This is a genomic window from Haloglomus salinum (assembly GCF_024298825.1).
Lineage (GTDB): Archaea > Halobacteriota > Halobacteria > Halobacteriales > Haloarculaceae > Haloglomus > Haloglomus salinum.
Map to the genome: position 1 here is coordinate 1,470,898 of NZ_CP101153.1, position 20,721 is coordinate 1,491,618.

Annotated in this window: 20 protein-coding genes; 10 read left to right on the top strand and 10 right to left on the bottom strand. The window is 68.8% G+C overall.

All coding sequences use genetic code 11. The features are described from left to right. The first annotated feature begins 54 nt into the window (after positions 1-54). The 9 genes from NL115_RS07205 to NL115_RS07245 all read left to right on the top strand — a co-directional run bounded on the left by NL115_RS07205 (position 55) and on the right by NL115_RS07245 (position 8,315). On the top strand, positions 55-1,122 hold the full coding sequence (locus NL115_RS07205) for a DUF7282 domain-containing protein (protein WP_254832505.1): 1,068 nt from the start codon (positions 55-57) through the stop codon (positions 1,120-1,122). Between the two features lie 25 nt (positions 1,123-1,147). Continuing rightward, the gene (locus tag NL115_RS07210; RefSeq protein WP_254832506.1) at positions 1,148-1,474 is read left to right on the top strand and encodes a DUF7471 family protein; all 327 of its coding nucleotides are present in this window, start codon (positions 1,148-1,150) and stop codon (positions 1,472-1,474) included. Continuing rightward, positions 1,467-1,991: a winged helix-turn-helix transcriptional regulator gene (locus NL115_RS07215; RefSeq protein ID WP_254832507.1), complete on the top strand. Its 525-nt coding sequence runs from the start codon at positions 1,467-1,469 to the stop codon at positions 1,989-1,991. Before NL115_RS07210 ends, NL115_RS07215 begins: the two co-directional genes overlap by 8 nt. A gap of 256 nt (positions 1,992-2,247) precedes the next feature. Further along, on the top strand, positions 2,248-3,195 hold the full coding sequence (locus tag NL115_RS07220; protein ID WP_254832508.1) for a DUF7282 domain-containing protein: 948 nt from the start codon (positions 2,248-2,250) through the stop codon (positions 3,193-3,195). 91 nt (positions 3,196-3,286) lie between these two features. Next, positions 3,287-4,351, top strand: coding sequence for a DUF7350 domain-containing protein (locus NL115_RS07225; protein WP_254832509.1), 1,065 nt, complete (start codon positions 3,287-3,289; stop codon positions 4,349-4,351). Between the two features lie 40 nt (positions 4,352-4,391). Then, positions 4,392-5,702, top strand: coding sequence for a DUF7405 family protein (locus NL115_RS07230; protein ID WP_254832510.1), 1,311 nt, complete (start codon positions 4,392-4,394; stop codon positions 5,700-5,702). Between the two features lie 328 nt (positions 5,703-6,030). Then, positions 6,031-6,570, top strand: a complete 540-nt coding sequence (locus NL115_RS07235) for a cation:proton antiporter regulatory subunit (protein ID WP_254832511.1) — start codon at positions 6,031-6,033, stop codon at positions 6,568-6,570. A gap of 2 nt (positions 6,571-6,572) precedes the next feature. After that, positions 6,573-7,781, top strand: a complete 1,209-nt coding sequence (locus NL115_RS07240; RefSeq protein ID WP_254832512.1) for a cation:proton antiporter — start codon at positions 6,573-6,575, stop codon at positions 7,779-7,781. 33 nt (positions 7,782-7,814) lie between these two features. Continuing rightward, the gene (locus tag NL115_RS07245) at positions 7,815-8,315 is read left to right on the top strand and encodes a hypothetical protein (protein ID WP_254832513.1); all 501 of its coding nucleotides are present in this window, start codon (positions 7,815-7,817) and stop codon (positions 8,313-8,315) included. A 1-nt stretch (position 8,316) separates the two neighbouring features. On the opposite strand, the gene NL115_RS07250 is transcribed toward NL115_RS07245, so the two are convergent. Genes NL115_RS07250 through NL115_RS07260 form a run of 3 tightly spaced genes read right to left on the bottom strand, consistent with a single transcriptional unit; the run spans position 8,317 to position 11,663 of the window. Then, positions 8,317-9,009, bottom strand: coding sequence for a diacylglycerol/polyprenol kinase family protein (locus tag NL115_RS07250; RefSeq protein WP_254832514.1), 693 nt, complete (start codon positions 9,007-9,009; stop codon positions 8,317-8,319). 4 nt (positions 9,010-9,013) lie between these two features. Further along, positions 9,014-10,807: a glycine--tRNA ligase gene (gene glyS / locus NL115_RS07255; RefSeq protein ID WP_350355293.1), complete on the bottom strand. Its 1,794-nt coding sequence runs from the start codon at positions 10,805-10,807 to the stop codon at positions 9,014-9,016. Further along, positions 10,800-11,663, bottom strand: coding sequence for a CBS domain-containing protein (locus tag NL115_RS07260; RefSeq protein ID WP_254832515.1), 864 nt, complete (start codon positions 11,661-11,663; stop codon positions 10,800-10,802). Before NL115_RS07260 ends, glyS begins: the two co-directional genes overlap by 8 nt. A gap of 305 nt (positions 11,664-11,968) precedes the next feature. Here NL115_RS07260 and NL115_RS07265 point away from each other — a divergent pair, with 305 nt between their 5' ends. Beyond that, positions 11,969-12,586, top strand: a complete 618-nt coding sequence (locus NL115_RS07265; protein ID WP_254832516.1) for a protein sorting system archaetidylserine decarboxylase — start codon at positions 11,969-11,971, stop codon at positions 12,584-12,586. 127 nt (positions 12,587-12,713) lie between these two features. On the opposite strand, the gene NL115_RS07270 is transcribed toward NL115_RS07265, so the two are convergent. The 7 genes from NL115_RS07270 to NL115_RS07300 all read right to left on the bottom strand — a co-directional run bounded on the left by NL115_RS07270 (position 12,714) and on the right by NL115_RS07300 (position 20,658). Next, positions 12,714-12,899, bottom strand: coding sequence for a hypothetical protein (locus NL115_RS07270; protein WP_254832517.1), 186 nt, complete (start codon positions 12,897-12,899; stop codon positions 12,714-12,716). 296 nt (positions 12,900-13,195) lie between these two features. Further along, complete coding sequence (locus tag NL115_RS07275) at positions 13,196-13,960, bottom strand: hypothetical protein (RefSeq protein ID WP_254832518.1); 765 nt, start codon at positions 13,958-13,960, stop codon at positions 13,196-13,198. Positions 13,961-13,968: 8 nt separating this feature from the next. Beyond that, positions 13,969-14,712 carry a DNA polymerase sliding clamp gene (locus NL115_RS07280; RefSeq protein WP_254832519.1) on the bottom strand — a complete coding sequence of 248 codons (744 nt, stop codon included), beginning with the start codon at positions 14,710-14,712 and terminating at the stop codon, positions 13,969-13,971. A 108-nt stretch (positions 14,713-14,820) separates the two neighbouring features. Further along, on the bottom strand, positions 14,821-16,005 hold the full coding sequence (locus NL115_RS07285; RefSeq protein WP_254832520.1) for a sensor histidine kinase: 1,185 nt from the start codon (positions 16,003-16,005) through the stop codon (positions 14,821-14,823). A 2-nt stretch (positions 16,006-16,007) separates the two neighbouring features. Beyond that, positions 16,008-16,454: a response regulator gene (locus NL115_RS07290; RefSeq protein WP_254832521.1), complete on the bottom strand. Its 447-nt coding sequence runs from the start codon at positions 16,452-16,454 to the stop codon at positions 16,008-16,010. Beyond that, positions 16,451-18,751: a PAS domain-containing sensor histidine kinase gene (locus NL115_RS07295; RefSeq protein WP_254832522.1), complete on the bottom strand. Its 2,301-nt coding sequence runs from the start codon at positions 18,749-18,751 to the stop codon at positions 16,451-16,453. The genes NL115_RS07290 and NL115_RS07295 overlap by 4 nt, the downstream gene beginning before the upstream one ends. A gap of 98 nt (positions 18,752-18,849) precedes the next feature. Beyond that, the gene (locus NL115_RS07300; protein ID WP_254832523.1) at positions 18,850-20,658 is read right to left on the bottom strand and encodes a twin-arginine translocation signal domain-containing protein; all 1,809 of its coding nucleotides are present in this window, start codon (positions 20,656-20,658) and stop codon (positions 18,850-18,852) included. Positions 20,659-20,721 lie beyond the last annotated feature (63 nt).

Below are 20,721 nucleotides of genomic sequence, written 5' to 3' on the forward strand. Positions count from 1 at the left end.
TTCTGGTCCGAATTGGGAAACAGGCTATACAGGACGAGCGACAGCGTACGGGCAGTGCAACGACGCTCCCTCGTCGCGGCGGCGCTCGCGCTGGCCTGCGTGGCGGCGCTGGCGGCGGTTCCACTGCCGGTCAGCGCCCACGTCAACGACGTCCGTGCGGACCCGCAGGTCTCAGCCGACGGGACCGTACTGGTGGAGACCGCGTACGTCGCCGACGACGCCTGGCTGGCGCTGTACAGCGACGACGGCGGCGAGCGGGGCGAGGTCATCGGGACGAGGCAGCTGGGTGACGCCGGCTTCCGCACCGACCTCGCCGTGCGCATCGACGAGGGCGCCTGGCGCGACTGGAGCGAGGGCGAGGCCCGGACGGTCCACGTCGCGCTCCACAACGACAAGGGGTCCAGCGGCTTCGACCGCGAGGAGGACCCGGTTCTGACCTTCTTCGGGCGCGAGGCGACCGACCAGTTCACCCTCGAACACGGCCAGGGCGCCTACGTCGGCACCCGGGCGTTCAGCCCGCAGGACACCGACGGCCCGAGTGTGACCGTGCGGACCGCACGACTGCCGAGCGACGGGCATCTCGTCGCGCGGAACGTGACAAACGCCAGCGAGGGGAACGAGACCGCGCTGGAGCCCGTGGGCTCGACCGCGCTGGCGGCCGGCACCCACCAGGACGTGACCGTCGAACTGGACGCGGCGTACTACGAGCGCCAGGACACCCGCGCCCGCATCGGTCTCACCGTCTACCGTGACGACGGCGACGGGCGCTTCGGCCCCGGTGACGAGCCGGTTCGCGCGGGCGACGCGGCGGTCACCACCTTCGTCTTCCTCAACCGGACGGACGCCTCCGGGGGCGCTGGGGGCGAGAGTGCCGGTGGGGGCGAGAGTTCGGCCAGTGACGGCGCGGCGGTGACCACCCCGGGTGCGACCGACGGGACGGACGGCGAGGGCGGGGGGCTCGTCACGACCGCGACGGCCGAGTCGACGACGGCGCCCGGAACCACGGCGGACGGCGACACCGCGACGAAGAGTACGGACGGACAACCCGGATTCGGCGTTCTGACGGCAGCACTGGCCGTCGTGGCCGTGCTCGCGGCGGGCGGACGGCGCCGACGGACCTAAACACGAACGATGACTACCTACCCACATGGCCAACGGGCCGCTGCTCATCGCGCTGCTGGCGCTCGCGGGTGTCGCAGCGGCTACGCTGCTCGGACTGGCGCTCGCGGGCTTCGCCCGCCGGCGCTCCCGACCGTACCTGCTGGTCGCGCTCGCGCTCGCGACGCTCCTCGTCCGCGTCGCGGTGGCGTCGGCCGCGATGGCCGGCCTGCTGACGGACCCCGACCACCATCTCGCCGAGCACGTGCTGGACGTGCTGATGGCCGCGCTGGTCATCGCCGCCGTCTACACGGCCCGCTCGGTCCGCCGGCGGGCGAGCGCGGACCCCGAGCACGAGGTGGTCGACGATGACTGAAGCGACCGAGAACACGACCCGGCGGGCGATTCACGACCACATCCGGGACCGTCCGGGCGTCCATTTCAACGAGCTGACCCGGGTGCTGGACCTCGCACCCGGACAGGTCCAGTACCACCTGAAGCGGCTCACCCGTTCCGACCGCGTCGTCGCCGCGGACCTGTTCGGCCGAACCCACTACTATCCGCCCGAGTACGACGACTGGGAGCGGGCCGCGCTGGCGCTGCTCCACCGCGAGACGAGCGCGGACATCGTCGCCGAACTGCTGGCGGCGGGGCCGCTCGGCGCCGGCGAGACCGCCGAACGCGTCGGTATCGCCCGCTCGACCTGCTCCTGGCACGTTGATCGGCTGGTCGAGGCCGACGTGGTCCGGAAGGAGCGCGACGGGAACCGTGTGGTACTGACGCTCGCGGAACCGGAGCGGACGGCACGACTCCTGCAGCGGGCCGAGCCGTCGCTCCCCGAGCGGCTGGTGGACCGGTTCACGCGGCTCGTGGATTCGCTACTTGCCGAGTGAATATCACACCAGATTCAAATTTTGGTTCATGAATTGAAATTTCCGAGATTTATACGGGTATCACGTATTCCTTCTCAGCGATAACGCGACCATCTCCGAAGCCCTCGCACGCGAGAGCGGCGGCGGGCCTCCGGCACAGCCGCCAGCGCGCGCCCGGTGGACTGACAGATACCCCCCACTCGTGGAAGGCGGCAACAGCGTGCGCCCCCGGAGGTGAACCCGCAGCCTCTTGCGCCCCGGTGCCGAAGCCCCGGCCATGCGACGGGGCGCTACGACGCTGGGTCTCCTCGTGCTGGTCGCCGCGCTCGTGGGCGCGGGCGTCGCGGGCGGCCACTCCGTCAACTACGTCTCCGCCGACCCGCAGGTCACGCCCGACGGGACGGTCCTCGTCGAGGGAGCCTTCGTCGAGGAGTCCGGCTGGGCCGTGCTCCACGAGCGGACCGTGGATGGCTACGGGGAGGCGCTCGGCGCGACCCGGCTCCCCCGACGGAACGCCTTCTACACGGATATCGCGGTCACCATCGAGGCCGAGGCGTGGGCGAACTGGTCGACGCGTGAGGTCGTCGTGGTCCTCCACGGTGAGGACGGGGACGGCGAGTTCACCGACGCGGACCCGCCGCTGGCCGGGTTCGGCGTCGTCGTCACGGACCGGTTCGTCGTCGAACCGGGCCACCGCGCCGTCGTCACCGGCGAGGACGATTTCCCGCAGCGGGCCGACGGGCCGAGCGTGACCGTCCGGCGGGCGACCCTGCCCGAGCGCGGGCACCTCGTCGTCCGCAACCGGACCGCCGAGGGCCGCGTCATCGGGGCCCGGACCCTCGACGCCGGCACGTACGAGAACGTCTCGGTCGCGGTGAACGACTCGTTCCACGCGGCGACCGAGGGGTCGTTCGCGGCGCGCGTGAGCCTCCACCGCGACGACGGGGACGGGGAGTTCGACGGCGACGAGCGGGCGGTTCGTGCGGGCAACGAGACCGTCACAACCCGGTTCAGCGTCGAACCCGAGCGGGCGGGCGGCATCGTCACGACGCCGGTCCCGACGACCGCGCCACCCGACGGCGGGAGCGGCGGGACTGCCACGGGAAGCGGGACGACGGCCGGCGGGGCGACCGAGACGGGTGGTCAGCCCGGCTTCGGCCTCGCGGCGGTCGTCGCGGGGGTCCTCGTGGCCGCGCTAGCGCTCGGCGGCGGCCGGCGCCGTTGACGCCCGGCACTCCCACGCGGCTGCCCGTCTCACGACGGTTTCGACGGTCGGACCAGAATCCGTTTTGGTGGGGAGACCGGACGAGTAGCCAATGCGACGACGCGATTTCCTGCTGGGCACCGGCGCCGCGGGCGCGACCGCGCTGGCCGGCTGTGGAGGGCTCGTCGAGACCCGCTCGCTCTCCTCGCCGCCGGTGCTGTCGAACCGCCCGGATGCCGTCTACTTCCCGACCCACGTCGAGGGGATGCAGATGACGGGGATGGGCGGGTCGGGAGACTACAAGTTCGCCCTGATGTACAGCTACCCGCACCGGTTCTGGAACGTGAACGGAGACGAGGTCCAGAAGACGAGCATCGAGGACGAGGACGACGTCCACCTGATGGCGACCGTCTGGGACCCGGAGACGGGTGTCGTCCTGCCGGAGACCGGCCTCAGCCTCGAGATATCGAAGGGCGGGGACCTGGTGAGCCAGGAGGTCATCTACCCGATGCTCTCCCAGCCCATGGGCTTTCACTACGGCGGCAACTTCCCGCTCGACGGCGACGGGGCGTACGACGTGACCGTCTCGGTCGGCGGGGTGAACACCCGCCGGACGGGCGCGTTCCGGGAGAAGTTCGGCGACCCCGCGGAGACGACCATCGGCTTCGACTACAGTGAGTCGAAGCGCAACGAGATCATGTTCGAGGAGACGCCCGACCGGGCCGGCAAGCGGAGCGCTCGTGACCCGATGGAGATGGGGATGATGCCCCAGTCGACGCTCCCGCCGGCCGAGGAGTTCCCGGGCGGCGTGCGCGGGACGGCCGAGACGGGCGACGCGAACCTCGTCGTTACCACTCTCGACGCGCCGCCCGAGGGTGTCGACGCCCCCGACGGCGCACAGTACCTCGCGGTGTCGGCCCGGACGCCGTACAACCGGATGGTCCTGCCAGCGATGGCGATGGAGGGCACGCTGACCAGCGGCGGCGAGACGGTGTTCGACGGCGCACTGACCCGGACGCTCGACCCTGACCTGAACTACCACTACGGTGCGGCTGTCGAGTCGGTCCCGGCGGGTGCCGACCTCGAACTGCGCGTGACGACCCCGCCACAGGTCGCCCGCCACGAGGGGTACGAGACCGCGTTCATCGACATGCAACCGACCAGCCAGACCCTCTGAGCATGGAACGACTAAACACCTCCACCGTCAACGACGGACCATGACCGGACCGAACACCGACCGGAGCCGTCGCGACGTGCTGAAAGCCGCCGTCGCCGTGGGCGGGAGCGTCGGCCTCTCGGCGTGTCTCGACGCCGTCGGCTATCAGGGCGCGGACCGCCCACCCGTGCCGTCGGGACCGGCGGACCTCTCGACGCTCCCCACACGGCAGTTCGCATGGGGCGAGTTCATCCGTCGCGACGAGTTCGGCAACGAGCAGTTGCCACGCCACCAGACGCTCCTGTATCTGAACCTCCACGGCGAGGGGGCACCGACCGCCGACCAGCGCGCGACCGTCGAGCGCGCGCTCACGCGGCTGGACGAGGCGTACGCGTGGTCCCACGAGGGCCTGCTGCGCTCGATCGCGTACACCCCGGAGTACTTCCAGCGCTACGGCGCCATGCCGGAGGGCGTCGACATCTACCCCGCGAAGCGGCTCTCATCGTTCGAGACACCCGATTTCGACCGGCAGGACGCGCTGCTCCACCTCGCCAGCGACCGCCCGGACGCGCTGCTGGAGGCGGAACTCGCGCTCACCGGCGAGCGCGCGACGGCCAACGGCGTCGAGTTCGACGCCGCACTCACGGATGTCTTCACGGTGGACGACCGCCGGACGGGCTTCGTCGGCGCCGGCCTGCCGGCCGAGAAACAGGCCGGACTCGAGGGCGTGCCCGAGGACGGCCCCGTCCCGGAGGCGAGTCCGCTGTTCATGGGGTTCAAGGCCGGCTTCGCGAAGAACCAGGCGCCCGAGGACCGCGTGACCATCCAGGAGGGTCCGTTCGCCGGCGGCACCACGAAACACGTCGCCAACCTCCGGCAGCGGCTGTCGGACTGGTACGGCGAACAGGACTTCGCCGACCAGGTGATGGAGATGTTCTCGCCGATGCACGCCGAGAACAACTGGGTCGAGGGGGTCGGCGCGAACCTCGGCGACGGCTCCCGCGTGGACGCGACGCTCGACACCATCCGCGAGCAGGCCCGCGAACACGGTCGCGTCGGCCACGCGCAGAAGGCCGCCCGCGCGAACCGGGACGCGGACGGCGGCGTGAAGCTCAACCGCCGACACTTCGAGTCCGCCGACGACGGCATCGCCAGCCTCCACTTCCCCTCGCTCCAGCGCGAGATGAGCGAGTTCGACGCCGTCCGCGAGGCGATGAACGGCCAGGACCTGACCGAGGTGACACCCGCGGTCCGCCAGCGCGTGAACAACGGCATCCTCGAGTACATCTTCGTCCGCCATCGCGGCAACTTCCTCGTGCCGCCGCGGGAGATCCGGTCGTTGCCGACGCCGCAGGGAGAAGTTCCAGAGTAGAGGAATTTCCCCACAATATCTCCTATTTATCCATAATTCGAGGATTATATATTAAACTCTGAATCTGAGCATACATCTCGTCAGAGACGAAAGTCAGCGACAGGGATGGCTACGAAGGGCGAGCGCGCGAGGGCTTCGTAGGTCTCACCGTCGTCGCCGAAGTCGTCGTCGCCGTGGAGCGCGGGGGCTTCGCAGGTGCCGCTGTCGTCGTAAGAGCGCGAGGGCTTCGGAACCACCCCCATGCCGCCGTCGCGGACAGTTCGGGGACAACATCGACACGGCTGGTACATCGCCCGGAGTTAAGCCGCCGACCCACCAACGCCCGCTCATGACCGTCTACGAGACCGACGTGCCGGGCGTCGGCAAGAAGTTCGAGGTGGACGTGGGCGGCGGGGCCCGCGCGGTCGTCCTGCTCCATCACGACGGCCGGGTCGAACTCTTCCGCCGGCCGGACGCGGACGCCGACTCCCAGAAGGTGTTCGAGTTGACGAGCCAGCAGGCCAACTACCTCGGCTCCATCCTCGAGGGCGCGTACTTCGAGACCGTCGACATGGACCGGCTCTCCGTCCCGCTGGGCGACGCCATCATCGAGTGGGTCGACATCACCGACGCCTCACCCGTCGCCGGAAGGACGCTCGCGGAGGCCGACCTCCGGGCGGTGTCGGGCGTCTCGGTCATCGCCGTCCAGCGCGGGCCCGACACCGTCCCGAACCCGGGCCCCGACTTCCGCGTCGAGCCCGGCGACATCCTCGTGACGCTCGGCACCCGCGAGCAGCAGTCGGTCTTCGCCGACCGCTGCCAGGGCGGGGACGCGACCATCGATGGGATGGACGACGGCGCCGGTGCGGACGGCACGGACGGGGCCTGAGCGTGGCCGCGACGGAGTCGCTCCTGCTGGCCGCGGGCGTCATGTTCGCGACGCTGGCCATCGGCGGCGCACTCGCCACCCGGCTCGACCAGTCGGTCATCCCGGCGTACATCGTCGCCGGCGTCCTCGTCGGGCCGAACGCACCCGAGATCGCGGGGCAGTCGCTCACGCTCGTCCAGCAACAGGAGTTCATCACGCTCCTGCAGGAGCTGGGTATCGTCCTGCTACTCTTCTTCATCGGGCTGGAGTTCGACCTCTCGAGCCTGCTGCGCCGGCGCGAGGCCGTCACGCGCGCGGCGGGCGTCGACCTCCTGCTGAACGCGGGGGCGGGCTTCGCACTGGGCTACGCCTTCGGCTTCGGCCTCGTCGAGAGCGTCCTGCTCGCCGGCGCGACCTACATCTCCTCGTCGGCCATCATCACGAAGTCGCTCATCGAACTCGGCTGGATCGCCGACCCCGAAGCCGAGGCCATCCTCGGCGTCCTCATCGCCGAGGACCTCGTCATCGCGGTCTACCTCGCGCTCCTCACGGCGGTCGCGCTCTCGGGCGGTACCCTCGCGAGCGCGCTCGTCCCGCTCGGCATCTCGGTCGCGGTCATCGCGGCGCTGGTCGCGCTCGCCACCGTCGGGACGCCGCTGGTCGCTCGGGCGCTCGACACCGACGCCGACGAACTGTTCTTACTTCGAATCGTCGCGGCCGTCACCGTCGTCGCGGGCGTCGCGCTCGCGCTCGGGGTGAGCGAGGCCGTCGCGGCGTTCTTCCTCGGGGCCGCGGTCGGCGGGACCGAGCATGCCCACCGCGTCGAGCGCGTCATCACCTCCGAGCGCGACCTCTACGCAGCCGTCTTCTTCTTCGCCATCGGCCTGGGCACGGACCCCGGGGCGCTGGGCGCGGTGGCGGTGCCGCTCGCAGCGCTCGTGGCCGTGACCGCGGTCACCAAACTCGTCTCGGGCTACCTCGGCGCGGCCGCCTACGGCCTGACCGAGCGCCGGCGCGTCCGGATGGCGCTGGCGATGGTCGCGCGTGGCGAGTTCTCGCTCGTCCTCGCGGCACTCGCCGTGACCGCGGGGCTGGACCCGCAACTGACGGCACTCATCGTCGGCTACGTCCTCGCGATGAGCATCCTCGGGACCGTGCTGATGCGGCTCTCCGGCCGCGTGGAGGCACTCGTCGCGCGGCTGCGTGGCGGAGCGGGCGCCGCCCCGACCTGAAGACACTTGTCGGCGGCCGGACGACGGCCGGCCGTGCGACGACGCGAGATGCTGGCGGCCGCCGGAACCGCCGCTGCGGCCGGGCTGGCGGGCTGTCTCGGCCTCGGCCCCTGCGCGAGCGCCCCCGACGAGCCGCGCCGCATCGAGACGACCGTCCGGAACGAGCGACGGGTGACGCTCTCGCACGACGGCTGCCCGACGCTCCGTGACCCCGCGCCTCACGACACGACTGTCGAGAACCAGCGGACGGAACCGGCCACGGTGGCCGTCGGCATCGACCGACGCGACGGCGGGGCGCTGTTCCGCGGGACGTTCCGTCTCCGGACCGACGCCACGGTCACCGTCGAGCGCCCGGAGCCGGCAGCGTACGCCGTCACCGTCCGGGTGCCAGCACTGGACTGGCGCGAGCGCTACACGGCGACGCCCGACAGCTACGACTGCAACGAACACTGGCAGGGGGTCACGATCGACACGGGCGGGGTCGAGAGCAGGGAACTCGCGACGACGATGGGCTGCGAGACGGGACCGTTCTGACTCAGACCAGCGCCGGCAGCCGCCCGACCAGTTCCAGCCCGAGGGTCATCGCGACCGCGGCCGCGGGCGGGATAGTGAGGTTATCGTCAAGGACGTAGCCGCGGACGGTAGGCTTGACGCCGTCGGCGAGTGCAGTCGCCAGGCCGCCCAGTACCGCCGCGAGCGCCGGGACGAAGAAGCTCGCGATGCCGGTCGCGATGCCGAACGTCGCCAGCAGGACGTACCCCTGCTTCACGTCACGGAGCTCACCAGAGCCCAGCAGCCCCGAGACGGGGTCGGCGATGGCGAGCGCCAGCACGGCCGGGATGGCCACGCGGGGCTGGAAGAGGAGAACGACGACGGTGAAGCTCACCACGTACAGCGCGTACGCTGCGACGTTGTCCTGCTCGTACTCGCGGGTGAGCCGGTCGTAGATGGCGAGGTCGAGTCGGCCCGAGAGCCGACCGGCCTCCAGCAGCGCCGCCAGCATCGACCCACCCAGCAGGACGAGCCCGAGCTGGCGCCAGGTGAACACCCCGAGCAGGTAGCTCGCGGGCGCGAGCGCGCCCGTGACGTGGACCAGCCGACGCTCGACCTCGGGGTGGCGGAGCCGCGAGAAGCGGCCGCCGTCCGCGTCGGTACCGGCGTCGGCGCCGTTCGACGCTCCCCCGTCCGCACCGCCCCCGCCCCCGTCGGCGCTGGCGGTGTCGGTCATCGACCTACAGCTCGGAGATGTCGGTGCTCCCGGTCCGGAGCGCGGTCAGCGTGACGGGCAACTCCTCGATATCGACGCGGGCCTGCTCGGTCGAGTCACGCTCGCGGACGGTGACGGTGTCGTCCTCCAGCGATTCGTAGTCGACCGTCACACAGTACGGCGTGCCGACCTCGTCCTGACGGCGGTAGCGCCGGCCGATGTTGCCCGAGTCGTCGTACGCGACGGCGAAGCCGGCCTGCCGGAGGTCCGCCTCCACCTCGCGGGCGCGCTCGCCGAGGCCGTCCTTGTCCATCAGCGGGAAGACGCCGACCGTCGTCGGTGCCACCTCGGGCGGCAGGTCGAGGAACGCACGCTCCTCACCGTCCACCAGGTCGCGGTCGTACGCGTGCGTGAGAACCGTATAGACGATGCGACCGATACCGAACGACGGCTCCACGACGTGGGGCGTGATGTGCTCGCCCGACTCCGTGACCTCCTCGCGGGCGAAGTTCGCGTCCTCGACGTCGACCTCGTAGGTCTCGCCGTCGACCTCGACTGCGACGCTCTCGCCGTCGAAGGCGTCGGGGTCGCGCGCGACGAGGTCGTTGAGCGCCTCCTGCACCGCGCCGGCGTCGCCGCCGAACTCCGGTCCGAGGACGGACATATCGGGGTCGACGGTCGCACGCTCGACGGTCTTGGGCTCGTCGTACTGCTTGAACAGCGTGAAATCCTCGTCGGAGTGGGCGCCGTGCTTCGAGAGGTCGTAGTCCGAGCGGTAGGCAAAGCCCGTAATCTCGACCCAGTCGCCGCCGAGTTCGGCCTCGGCGTCCCAGCAGTCCGCGGCGTAGTGGGCGAGTTCGCCCGAGAGGTGCTGGCGGTAGCGGAACCGGTCCATGTCGACGCCGACCCGCTCGTACCAGTCCTGCGAGAGCCCCAGGTAGTAGGCGACCCAGTCGGAGGCGACGATGTTCTCGTCGACGGCCTCCTGCACCGTGCAGGTGACGTACTCCCCGTCATCGGCCTCCTGCTCGTCGGCCGGGTACAGCGTGAGTTCGACGTCCGCGACCCGGTGGAGGGGCGGCTCGTCCTCGTCGGGGTCGACGAAGTGCTCCAGCTCTGCCTGCGTGAACTCCCGGACCCGGACGAGCGCGCGACGCGGCGATATCTCGTTGCGCCACGCGGTGCCGACCTGCGCGACGCCGAACGGGAGCTGGTTCCGGGCGTACTGTTTGAGCTGCGGGAACTCCACGAAGATGCCCTGGGCCGTCTCCGGGCGGAGGTAGCCCGGCTTCGAACTACCGGGGCCGATGTTCGTCTCGAACATCAGGTTGAACTCCTCGACGGGGACATCGGTCAGCGGCTCGCCACAGACCGTACAGTCGAGGTCGTACTCCGCGATGAGTGCCTCGACCTCCGGAATCGGGAGCGACTCGGCCTCCTCGATACGGGTCGCGTCCTCGACGAGGTGGTCGGCACGGTGGTTGGTGCCACACTCCGGGCACTCGATTATCATGTCGTCGAAGCCGTCGAGGTGGCCCGACGCCTCGAAGACGGGCTCGGGCATCACGTCGGGCGCGGATATCTCCATGTGGCCCTCCTGGGTCACGAACAGGTCGCGCCAGGCGTCCTCGACGTTGCGCTTGAGGGCAGCGCCCTCGGGGCCGTACGTGTAGAAGCCGGCGACGCCGCCGTAGGCCCGCGAGGCGGGGAAGAAGAACCCCCGGCGTTTCGCGAGTTCGGCGACGGTCTCCAGCTCCTCGTCGGCCGGGACCGGCTCGAGCGCCTCCGCGTCCGCATCCGCATCCATGTCCTCACTCATCCTCGATCACCGCGGCGAGCAGGTCGATGTCCCGGAGGATGCCGACCATGTCGTCGGCCGTCATCAGCGGGAGCTGTTCGATATCGTTGGATATCATGAGCTGGGCGGCATCCTGTGCGGTCCGCTTGCGCGTGACCGTCACGAGGTCCTCGCTCATGAACCGGTGAGCCGGCTCGGCCGGAATCTCGACGTTCCGGGTCGGAAGGTAGCGGTTGCCGGTCGCCTTGATTCCCTCCCACTTCCAGTCGTCGTCCTCGTCGGCCAGGGATTCGCCGGTCTCGGCCTCGCCCTCCTCCACGCGGGCCACCTCGATGATGTCGACCTCCGTCAGCATGCCCTCGGGTTCGCCCTCGTCGTCGAGCACGGCCGCGTAGGGCACGTCGGCGTAGTCGAGTTCGGCCTGTACGACCGGGAGCGGTGTCTCGCGGTAGACCGTGTTGACCGCGTGGGTCGACAGTGGGCCCACTTCGACGTCCGTGCCGGCGATTTCGCCGTTGGCCAGCGCCCGGATGACGTCGGTCACGGTGACGATACCGGCGAGATGGTCGTTATCGACCACGGGGACGCGGTTGTGGCCGCTCTCGCGGACGAGCCGCGCCACGTCGGCCAGCGAGGCCTCGCTCGTGACGGTCGGGACTTCCTCGACCAGCAGCGCGAGCTGGTCCTCGTCGGGCCGTTCGATAAGCGCCTCGCGGGTGACGAGCCCGCGGAACTCCTCGCCGTCCTCACCGTCCTTCACCACGGGGACCGAGGAGAAGGCACCGCCCTGCAGGTATTCGAGGGCGTCCTCGCGGGTACCGGGGATGGACACCGTCACCACCTCTTCGCGCGGCGTCATGGCGTCTGCGACGTTCATACCGGCCCGAGACGGGCCGCGTACTAAGTCCTTGCAGTATCCCGGCAGGCGGCCACACGGCCGAGGGGACCACCCGGGCACCGCCAGACGCGCCCCGACCACCCCCAGACCGCCTCCGTTTCGAGTCCAGATACCGACCTGTCCGGTCGCATAGAGCGTGCACAACGCCAGGTAGCTCCCCGGTAGCCGCGAATCGACGGCTACCGTGTCATAATTTCACGGCCCCAAACCGCATCTCCACCGGAAGCGGAGGGGTTCGCGGGCGCGGGCGGAACGGTGATGTGCCCGACCGCCCCAGCCCCGCTATGCGCATCGCACCCGGTGCCGGTCGCTACGCCGTCGCCGCCACGCTCGCGGGCCTCGCGACCGCCCGACGGCTGGGACGCCGCGCGGCCGTCGCGCTCGGCCTTCTGCTGGCGGGAGCCGTCCTCGCATTCCACCGCGACCCCGAACGCACACCGCCCGATAGCGGGGCTGTCGCGCCCGCCGACGGCGTGGTGTCGGTCGTCCGCACGGAGGAACACGACGGCGACGCCCGCGTCCGCGTGGGCATCTACATGAACGCCGCGAACGTCCACGTCAACCGCGCGCCGCTCGCGGGGCGTGTCGAGGCGGTCGAGCACATCGCGGGGGGCCACCGGCTGGCGTTCTCGAAGGAGTCCGAACACAACGAACGCGTCCACGTCGACATGGCGCGCGAGACGGGTGACTACCGCGTGACCCTCATCGCGGGCGCGTTCGCCCGGCGCATCCACCCGTACGTCGAGGCCGGGCAGGAACTCGAGCGCGGCGACCGCATCGGCCACATCTCCTTCGGCTCGCGGGCCGACGTGCTGCTGCCCGCGGGCGTAACCGAGGCGGACGTGCTGGTCGAGGAGGGTAAGGCAACGCGGGCCGGGGAGACGCGAATCGCGGATATCTGATTCGCTGCGGGCGACTCGTGGCGAGAATCGGTCATGCGCGTCGTGACCGACTTAGAGGATGTAGTCAGCGGAACGAATCTGATTCTCCCGCGCCGAAATGAGCCTCCGAGTCATTACTTTCACAGAGCTATCCTGAGCTGGTGAAAAGAGCAACCACGTACCCAATCAGGACACCTAACGAGATCGTAACCAATTCCGAGCCCACAGTCACCACCCCAAAGAGACTCAGGTAATTGATGAGGAGGAAGAGGACGAACCCAAGAATCAATGCGCCAACGAGAGGGCCTATCTCCTTCAGCTGTATTGTGGGCATTGTTCGACAGGTTCTCGCCTCCGGTAAGTGTCTTCCTCCGTACCGACCAAGCCTCGGTTATCATACATCGGTTGGTCAATTCCCGACTTGCGCTCTCTATTCAGCACTACCCTCCAGATATTCCCCGCTGATGACATGGTACGTAATCATACCCGCAGCCACTGTCCTCACTAGTCACTTATTCCCAACTATCTAAACAGAAGAAACAACACGGTGTCAGAATGGGCCATTTCTAACGAACTACGGCCATAATGGCAAAATAACTCCCAGAAGTTATGGATTCGAGGTGCGACAGCTTAGTCCTCTACTTCGATGGTCTGCGTCGCGTGCTCCTCGTACGCCTCCTGTTTCAGTTCGTGGTACTGCTCGCGGGAGCCGAGCGCCCACTTGTACTCGAAGCCAGGCAGCGGATCGCCCATCCACTCGACGAGGTGCTCCGTCTCGTCGCACGTGAACCGAAGTTCGTGACGCTTGTACAGCGGGGAGAAGCCCACGTCCTCGAACAGCCCAACCAAGAACTCGGCACGCTTCTCCTCGTTGCGGGCCTTGATCTCGATTCTGGGACGACCATGCTGCCCGACATCGAGGTAGCCGTCACAGAGGTACCAGAGCTTGGCTCGGAGCGGTGTCAGTTCGAGATCATCCGGAAACTGCTTGTTACGGTCTGGATACCACCGCTCGCGCAGGTCCTCGAAGTACGGATGCGTGCGCGTCCAGATGGTGTACATGTCGTGGTACCGCTCTTCCTTCGCGTTCGGACTGAACCCGCTCTCGCGGTTGTTGCTGGCGAGTTCCGAGGCGGTCTTCTTCAGCGAGACGCCCGTCGTGAGGATGCCGAGTCGCTCGTCGATCCACTCCAGAAAGCGGCGGTTGATCATCGGGAGATGGAGTAGAGCACTATTGCCGCCGCTCTGTTTCGGTATCGACCCATCGCCAATCAGCAGGCCCTCGAACACCGCCTCCTGAATCGGAGATATCTCTGGGTACGGACAGGTGCCGTGTGACCAGTGAAGCCCCGGCTTGTCGAACTCTTCACCGCAAGACGGACAGATTCCGCTCATCCTCTGATTCAGTCGCTCTGGATACGCGGCGCTAACATATAAGTGATTTTACCTTTCCCTTCCGCGATATCGAAGTGCATCTTGACGGGGAACTCCTCGCCCAGCTCCATCCGGACCTCCGCGTCCTTCGGGATGGCCTTGTTCATGTCCTTCAGATAATCGAGCGAGAACAGCGAGCGGGCCTCGCCTGCCTCGAGGTCGATGAGGTCGTCGCGGGTGAGCGTGAGGTGGACGTCGTCGGTGTCGCCCTCGGCCTCGACGTAGAACTCCTCGGCGTCGACGTCGACACCGAGCGCGATGTGGTCGCTCACCATGTCGGCGGCCTTGACCGCGCGGTCGATGTCCTTGCCCTCGACGACGATCTCGGCGGGGAGGTCCAGGTCCGGGAGGTCGGGCTCCTGGCGGATGGAGTCGGGGTCGATGAGCGCGAGCGTGCCCTCCAGGCCCTCGATCTGGATGTGGAGCTTGCGGGTCTCCTCGTCGAGTTCGAGCTGGACGAGTTGGCCCGAATCGGCCATCCCCACGAACTCCTCCAGCCGCGCGAGGTTGACACCGATGATGCCGCCGTCGGTCTCGTAGGACTCGAAGGCGTCCGCGTCGAGCGAGAGGTCCACCATCCCGACGTTCGCCGGGTCCACCGCGCGGATGGCCAGTCCGTCCTCGTTGAGATTGATCTTGCACTCGTCGACGAGCACGCTGACGGAGTCGAGCGCGGACTCCAGCGTGTCCGCGCTCACGATGGCCTTGAACATGCGGCGGGATTCGGCGTCCCCCGATAAAAAGTCACCCCTACGCGTGCGCGGGCGCGGGTTCACCGGGGGCGGTTCCGAGGGCACGTCATCAGCGGCCGGAGCGGGCACTCACCCGCCGCCGGGACCACCGTGACCGCCGGCGTTCCGCCGGAGCTCCGTCAACGTGTTCGAGAGCCCGGCGACCTCGAAACGGGCCCCGCCGGAGGCGCTCTCGACGGCACGGACCTCCCAGCCGTGGTCCTCCGCGACGTTGCGGACGATGGGGAGCCCGAAGCTGGGGTCGGAACCACCGGTCGAGCCGTGTTCGAACAGGTCACCGCGCTCCTCGGGCGGGATGCCGGGGCCGTCGTCGGCCACGTAGAAGCCGTCCTCGTCGGGCAGCGGTCCCACCTCGACCGTGACGTCCTCGCCGCCGTGTTCGATGGCGTTGCGGAACAGCTGGTCGAACAGCGACCGGATGCGGTCCGGGTTCGCCGCGATGGTCGGCAGTCCGTCGGCCGTCTCCAGCGTCGCCCCGGGTGTCGCGGTCGCCGCCCAGCGCTCGGCGGCCGTCGTCTCGAAGTCGACGGGTGCGACGCCGTCCGCGGTGCTCAGCGAGGTGAGCCGGTGGAGCTTGTCGACGAGCGTCCCGATACGGTCGATGGCGTCGTCGATCTCGGCCAGCGCGTCCGCCGTGTCGGCGTCGCCGTCGCGGGCGAGCTGGACGTACCCCGAGGCGATACTCAACGGGTTCCGCAGCTCGTGGGAGATGAGTTCGGCGAACTCGCCGAGGCGCTCGGTGCGTAGCTCCAGCTGCTTCTCGCGGGCCTTCCGCTCGACGGCGTACCGGACCGCCCGCGCCAGCATCGGCCCCTCGATATGCTCGTTCTTGTCGAGGTAGTCCTGAGCACCGGCGCGGATGGCTTCGAGGGCGACCTCTTCGTTCTGGAGCCCCGTCAGGACGACGACCGGGACGGCAGGGTACGCGTCGAGCACCCGCTCGGCCGTCTCGAGACCGGTACTCTCCGGGAGTCCCAGGTCCAGCAGGACGACATCGAACTGGTCGGTCGCGAGCCGGTCGAGCGCCGCCGTCAGGGTCTCGACGTGCGTGAGCGAGAGCTCCGTCCCGAGCTCGTCGCCGGAGACCCGGTCGAGGTGTGTCTCGATGAGCGTCGCGTCCCCGGAGTTGTCCTCGACCAGCAGTACCTGCAGCGACCGTCCGCCGAACGCGACGGGCCCGTCCGCCTCCTCGGTGGTGTCGTCGGCGTCGGTCGCGGCCGGGCCCGTCATCTCGGGGTCGGGGTGTCCACTCATGCTCAGTCGGGTGGGAACTCCACGACGGATATCCAGAACCCCTCGACCCGGCTCACGACATCCAGGAACCCCTGGAAGTCGACCGGCTTCGTGAGGTAGGCGTTCGCGTGCTCGTTGTACGTCTTTATCATGTCCTCCTCGGCGTCCGAGCTAGTGAGGATGACGACCGGGATACGCTTGAGGTCGTCGTCGTGCTTGATATCGCTCAGCACCTCCTCGCCGCTCTTGCGCGGCAGGTTCAGGTCCAGCAACACCATATCCGGCCGGTCGGCGTCGGTGTACTCGCCCTCCTGGCGGAGGTACTCCATCGCGGCGACCCCGTCGTTGACGACGCTGAGGTTGTTGACGAGGCCGGCGTCCTCGAACGCCTTCCGGGTGAGCTGGACGTCGCCGGGGTTGTCCTCGACCAGCAGTATCTCGATGGGGTTCCCCTCCTCACCGGGGGTCATCGCGGAACACCCCCGTTCCCGCCGGGGCGTTTCGCGAGGGTGAACCGGACCGTCGTCCCCTCCCCGGGGTCGGACTCGACCCAGATGCGGCCGCCGTGGTTCTCGACAACGCGCTTGCAGATGGCCAGTCCGATACCGCTGCCGCCATCCTCGGTGCCGGCACCGCGCATGAAGATGTCGAAGATACGGTCCTGCTCCGCCTCGGGGATGCCGACGCCCTCGTCCTCGACGGCGAACTCCCAGCGGTCGTCGTGCTCTGTCGCGGCGACATGGACCCGCGGGGGCTCGTCGCCGGCGTAGCTGATGGCGTTGTCCAGCAGGTTCTGGAACAGCTGGCGAAGCTGGTGGTCGTCGACTGCGAGCGTCGGGAGGTCGTCGTGGGAGATGGTCGCGTCGGACTCGCTGATGGCGACGGCGAGGTTGTCCCGGGCCTCCTCGAGGACAGCCTCGACCGACCGGGGCTCGAACTCCTCCTCCCGGGTCTGGACCCGCGAGAACGCCAGCAGGTCGTCGATCATCTCGCGCATCCGGTCGGCCCCGTCGACGGCGTACTCGATGTACTCGTGGGCCGCCTCGTCCAGCGCGTCCTCGTACTCCAGCTCCAGCAGGTCGAGGTAGCTCGATATCATCCGGAGCGGCTCCTGCAGGTCGTGCGAGGCCACGTACGCGAACTGCTCCAGCTCCGCGTTGGTCCGCTCGAGCCGGTCGACGGTCCGTTCGAGCTCGTCGGTCTTCTCGGCCAGCTCCTGCTCCCGCTGTTTGAGTTCCGTGATGTCCCGCCCCTCCGGGATGAGCAGGACGACCTCGCCGGACTCGTCCGTGACGGGTTTCAGCGAGAAGTCGATGGGGACGGTCTCGCCCGGCTCCGCACCGTCTATCTCCATCTCGAAGCGGACGAACTCGCCCCCGCGAGCGCGCTCGGTCGCCTCGCGCACCTGGTCGCGGTTCTCCTCGGTGATCCAGGCGGCATCGACCAGATGCTTGCCGACGACATCGTCCCGTTCGATGCCGGCGAACGACAGTGCGGTATCGTTGGCCTCGAGCATCGTCCCGTCGGGTTCCATCAGTCCCGTGAACTGGTAGGTCTGGTTGAAGATGGCCTCGAACCGGCGCTCGCGCTCCTTGCGCTCCGTGACATCCCGTCCGATGCCGACCACACCCATGACCTCGCCCTCGGGGCCGCGCCACTGGCCGGCCTTGAACTCGTAGGGGATCCGGTCCCCGGCTCTGGTCTCGAGGTAGCTCTCGATGACGACTGGCTCGCCCGTCTCGAGGATGCTGCCGATGGCCTCGCCGACGGACTCCGACTCGTCCGCCGGAACGAAGTCGAGCGGCTCCATCGTCTCGATCTCGTCGTCGTCGTAGCCGGTCACCGAGGCGAATCGGTCGTTCCACCGGACGAAGTTCCCGTCGGCGTCGTACGCGTAGAAGATGTCGGGCACGGCCCCGAGCATGCTATCGGTGAAGGCCCGCTCCTCGCGAAGGTCGGCCTCCCGCTGTTTGAGTTCCGTGATGTCCCGTCCCTCCGGGATGAGCAGGACGACCTCGCCGTGCTCGTCGGTGAACGGCTTCAGCGAGAAGTCGATGGGAACGGTCCCCTCGCGCTCGGCGCTGTGGATCTCCATCTCGAAGCGGACGAACTCGCCCCCACGAGCGCGCTCGGTGGCGTCGTAGACGCGCTCGCGGTTCCCGTCGGTGATCCACGGCGACTCCGCGAGATGCTTCCCGACGGCCGCCTCGCGCTCGGCCCCGACGAACTGGAGTGCCGTCCGGTTGGCCTCGATGAGCGTGCCGTCGGGCTCCATCAGTCCCGTGAACTGGTAGGTGTTGTTGAAGACGGCATCGAACCGGCGCTCGCGCTCCTTGCGCTCCGTGATGTTCTCGAAGGCGAGGACGATGTGCTCGACCGCGCCGTCATCGTCCAGCAGTGGCGTCCCGCTGATGGAGAGCCAGATGTGCTCCCCGGTCGGCAGGTCGATGCGATAGACCCGGTTCTGGACGGGTTCGCCGGTCTCGAGGATCTCGGCCGTGATCCCCTCGCCCTCCCCGACGGGGTCGCCGTCGGCGTCGACGGCCGAGAGCGACGAGTCGTCCGTACTCAGGCCGAGGAGTTCCTCCTCTCTGAGTCCCAGTTCTCGCTTCGCTCTGTCGTTGGCGAGGACGACCTGCCGGTCGGCGTCGAGGATGGCGATGGGGACGGGACTGATCTCCAGTATCCCCTCCCGCAGCGCCCCCTCCGGCGGGAGCGCCTCTCCGACCGACGGCCCGCCACCACCTGCGGATGTGTTGTCCGCCACGATATCGAGTGATGTGTGTACTCGTACCTAAGTGTTCGGCGTGCGGCCGTGGTCGCGCCGGACACACCGGAACCACACCACCCCGACTCCGGCACGTGTCAGCTGGTGTCGTCCCTGATGCCGCCTTCGGCGTTGTTCTCGTAGACGTTGTTGCGCCCCTCGAAGGTCGCGCCCCCCTCGACGACGAGGCCCCAGGTGGCGCTGTTCGCGAGTCTGGAGTTGGTCAGGGAGAGGCGGGCACCGTTCTGCACCCAGACGTTCGCCCAGTCGCCACCGCCGCCGTAGGCCACCTCCACGTTGTCGAGGACGTTGTCGGGGTTGTTGGATTCGAACTCGATGGTCTGCCAGTAGCCCGGCGACTGCTCGGCGCCCTCGAAGACGATGGGCTCCCCGTCCCCGGCGTCCGCCGAGAGCGCGCCCTCCGGTTTGACGGTCAGCTTCCCGCCTTCGGCGAAGGTGAACTGTGCCCCGGAGTCGACCGAGACGGGGGCGAACAGTCGGCTGTTGCCCTGAAGATAGATGGGAGCGTCCGTGGCAGGCCACGTGGCCTCGCTCTCGACATCCGTTCCGTCGACTTCGATGCGGTCGGCACCGTTGTCGCCGGCGTAGGTCGACCCGGCATCGAGCGCGCCGACGAGCGTCGTGGACACCGACAGCGGCGCCGTCTCGTTCCCGGTGAACGTGTTCGTCGCGAACTCCGGGAGCGTGGCACCGTCCTCGGCCACCAGCCCCCACGTGGCGCTGTTGGCGAACGTGCTGTTCGAAACAGAGAGTCGGGCACCGCCCTGCACCCAGACGTTCGCCCAGTCGCCGCCGCCCGCGTCCCGGACGACCACGTTCGACAGTTCGTTGTCGGGGTTGTTGGATTCGAACTCGATGGTCTGCCAGTAGCCGGGGACCTCCTCGTCGCCCTCGAAGACGATCGGGCGCTCGCTCGTCCCGCTCGCGGCGAGCGACCCTTCCGGTTTGACCGTCAACTTCCCGCCTTCCGCGAAGGTGAACCGCGCCCCCCGGTCGACCGAGACAGGAGCGAGCAGCCGACTGTTCCCTTCGAAGAAGAACGGGGCGTCGGTGGCGGGCCACGTGGCCTCGCTCTCGACATCCGCAGCGCTGACCTCGATGTGGTCGGTCCCGTTGCCGCCGGCGTACAGCGAGACGCCGTCGAGCGCGCCGACGAGCGTCGTGGACACCGACAGCGGCGCCGTCTCGTTCCCGGTGAACGCGTTCCGCGCGAAATCGAGCGTGGCGCCGTCCTCGGCCACCAGTCCCCACGTCCCGCTGTTGGCGAACCAGGAGTCGGTCACCGAGAGTCGAGCGCCACCCTGCACCCAGACGTTCGCCCAGTCGCCGCCGCCCGCATCGTGGACGACCACGTTCGACAGTTCGTTGGGGTTCTCCGACTCTATCTCGATGGTCTGCCAGTGGGCCGGCACCCTCGAGTCACCGTAGAACCAGATGGGGTCGCTGGCGCTGCCGCTAGCTACGAGCGTCCCGTCGCCCTTCACCGTCAGCTTCGACCCGGGCTTGCCGACGACCTCGACGCCCGGTTCGATGGTCAGCGTCGCCCCGCTGGTGACCCTGACGTTGGTCTCGAGGGCGACCCGCGGACAGTCGCTGGCGTCCCAGGTCGTGTCCGACGTGATGTCCGACTCGATCGGCTCCGGGTCACAGTCCGCGGGGGTGAGCGGGGGCTCCGTGCCCACGCTGGTTGGGGTCGCGTCGCCGCCGCCGCCGTCACCCCCACCGTCCCCACCATCGCCGCCGTCGCCGAAGTCGCCGACATCCGTACTACACCCGGCGAGGGCGAGTCCGGCACCGACCGTCGTGGCACCCCTGAGGAACCGGCGTCGGTCGACCGGCGTTCGACTCCCCTCCGTTCCCCCCTCTGCATTGGTATGCAGTCCCATGTCACGGCGCAGTGACGGGAGGGTATTCAAACTCTAGGTCGCTGGCTACCGGGGGCACATGGC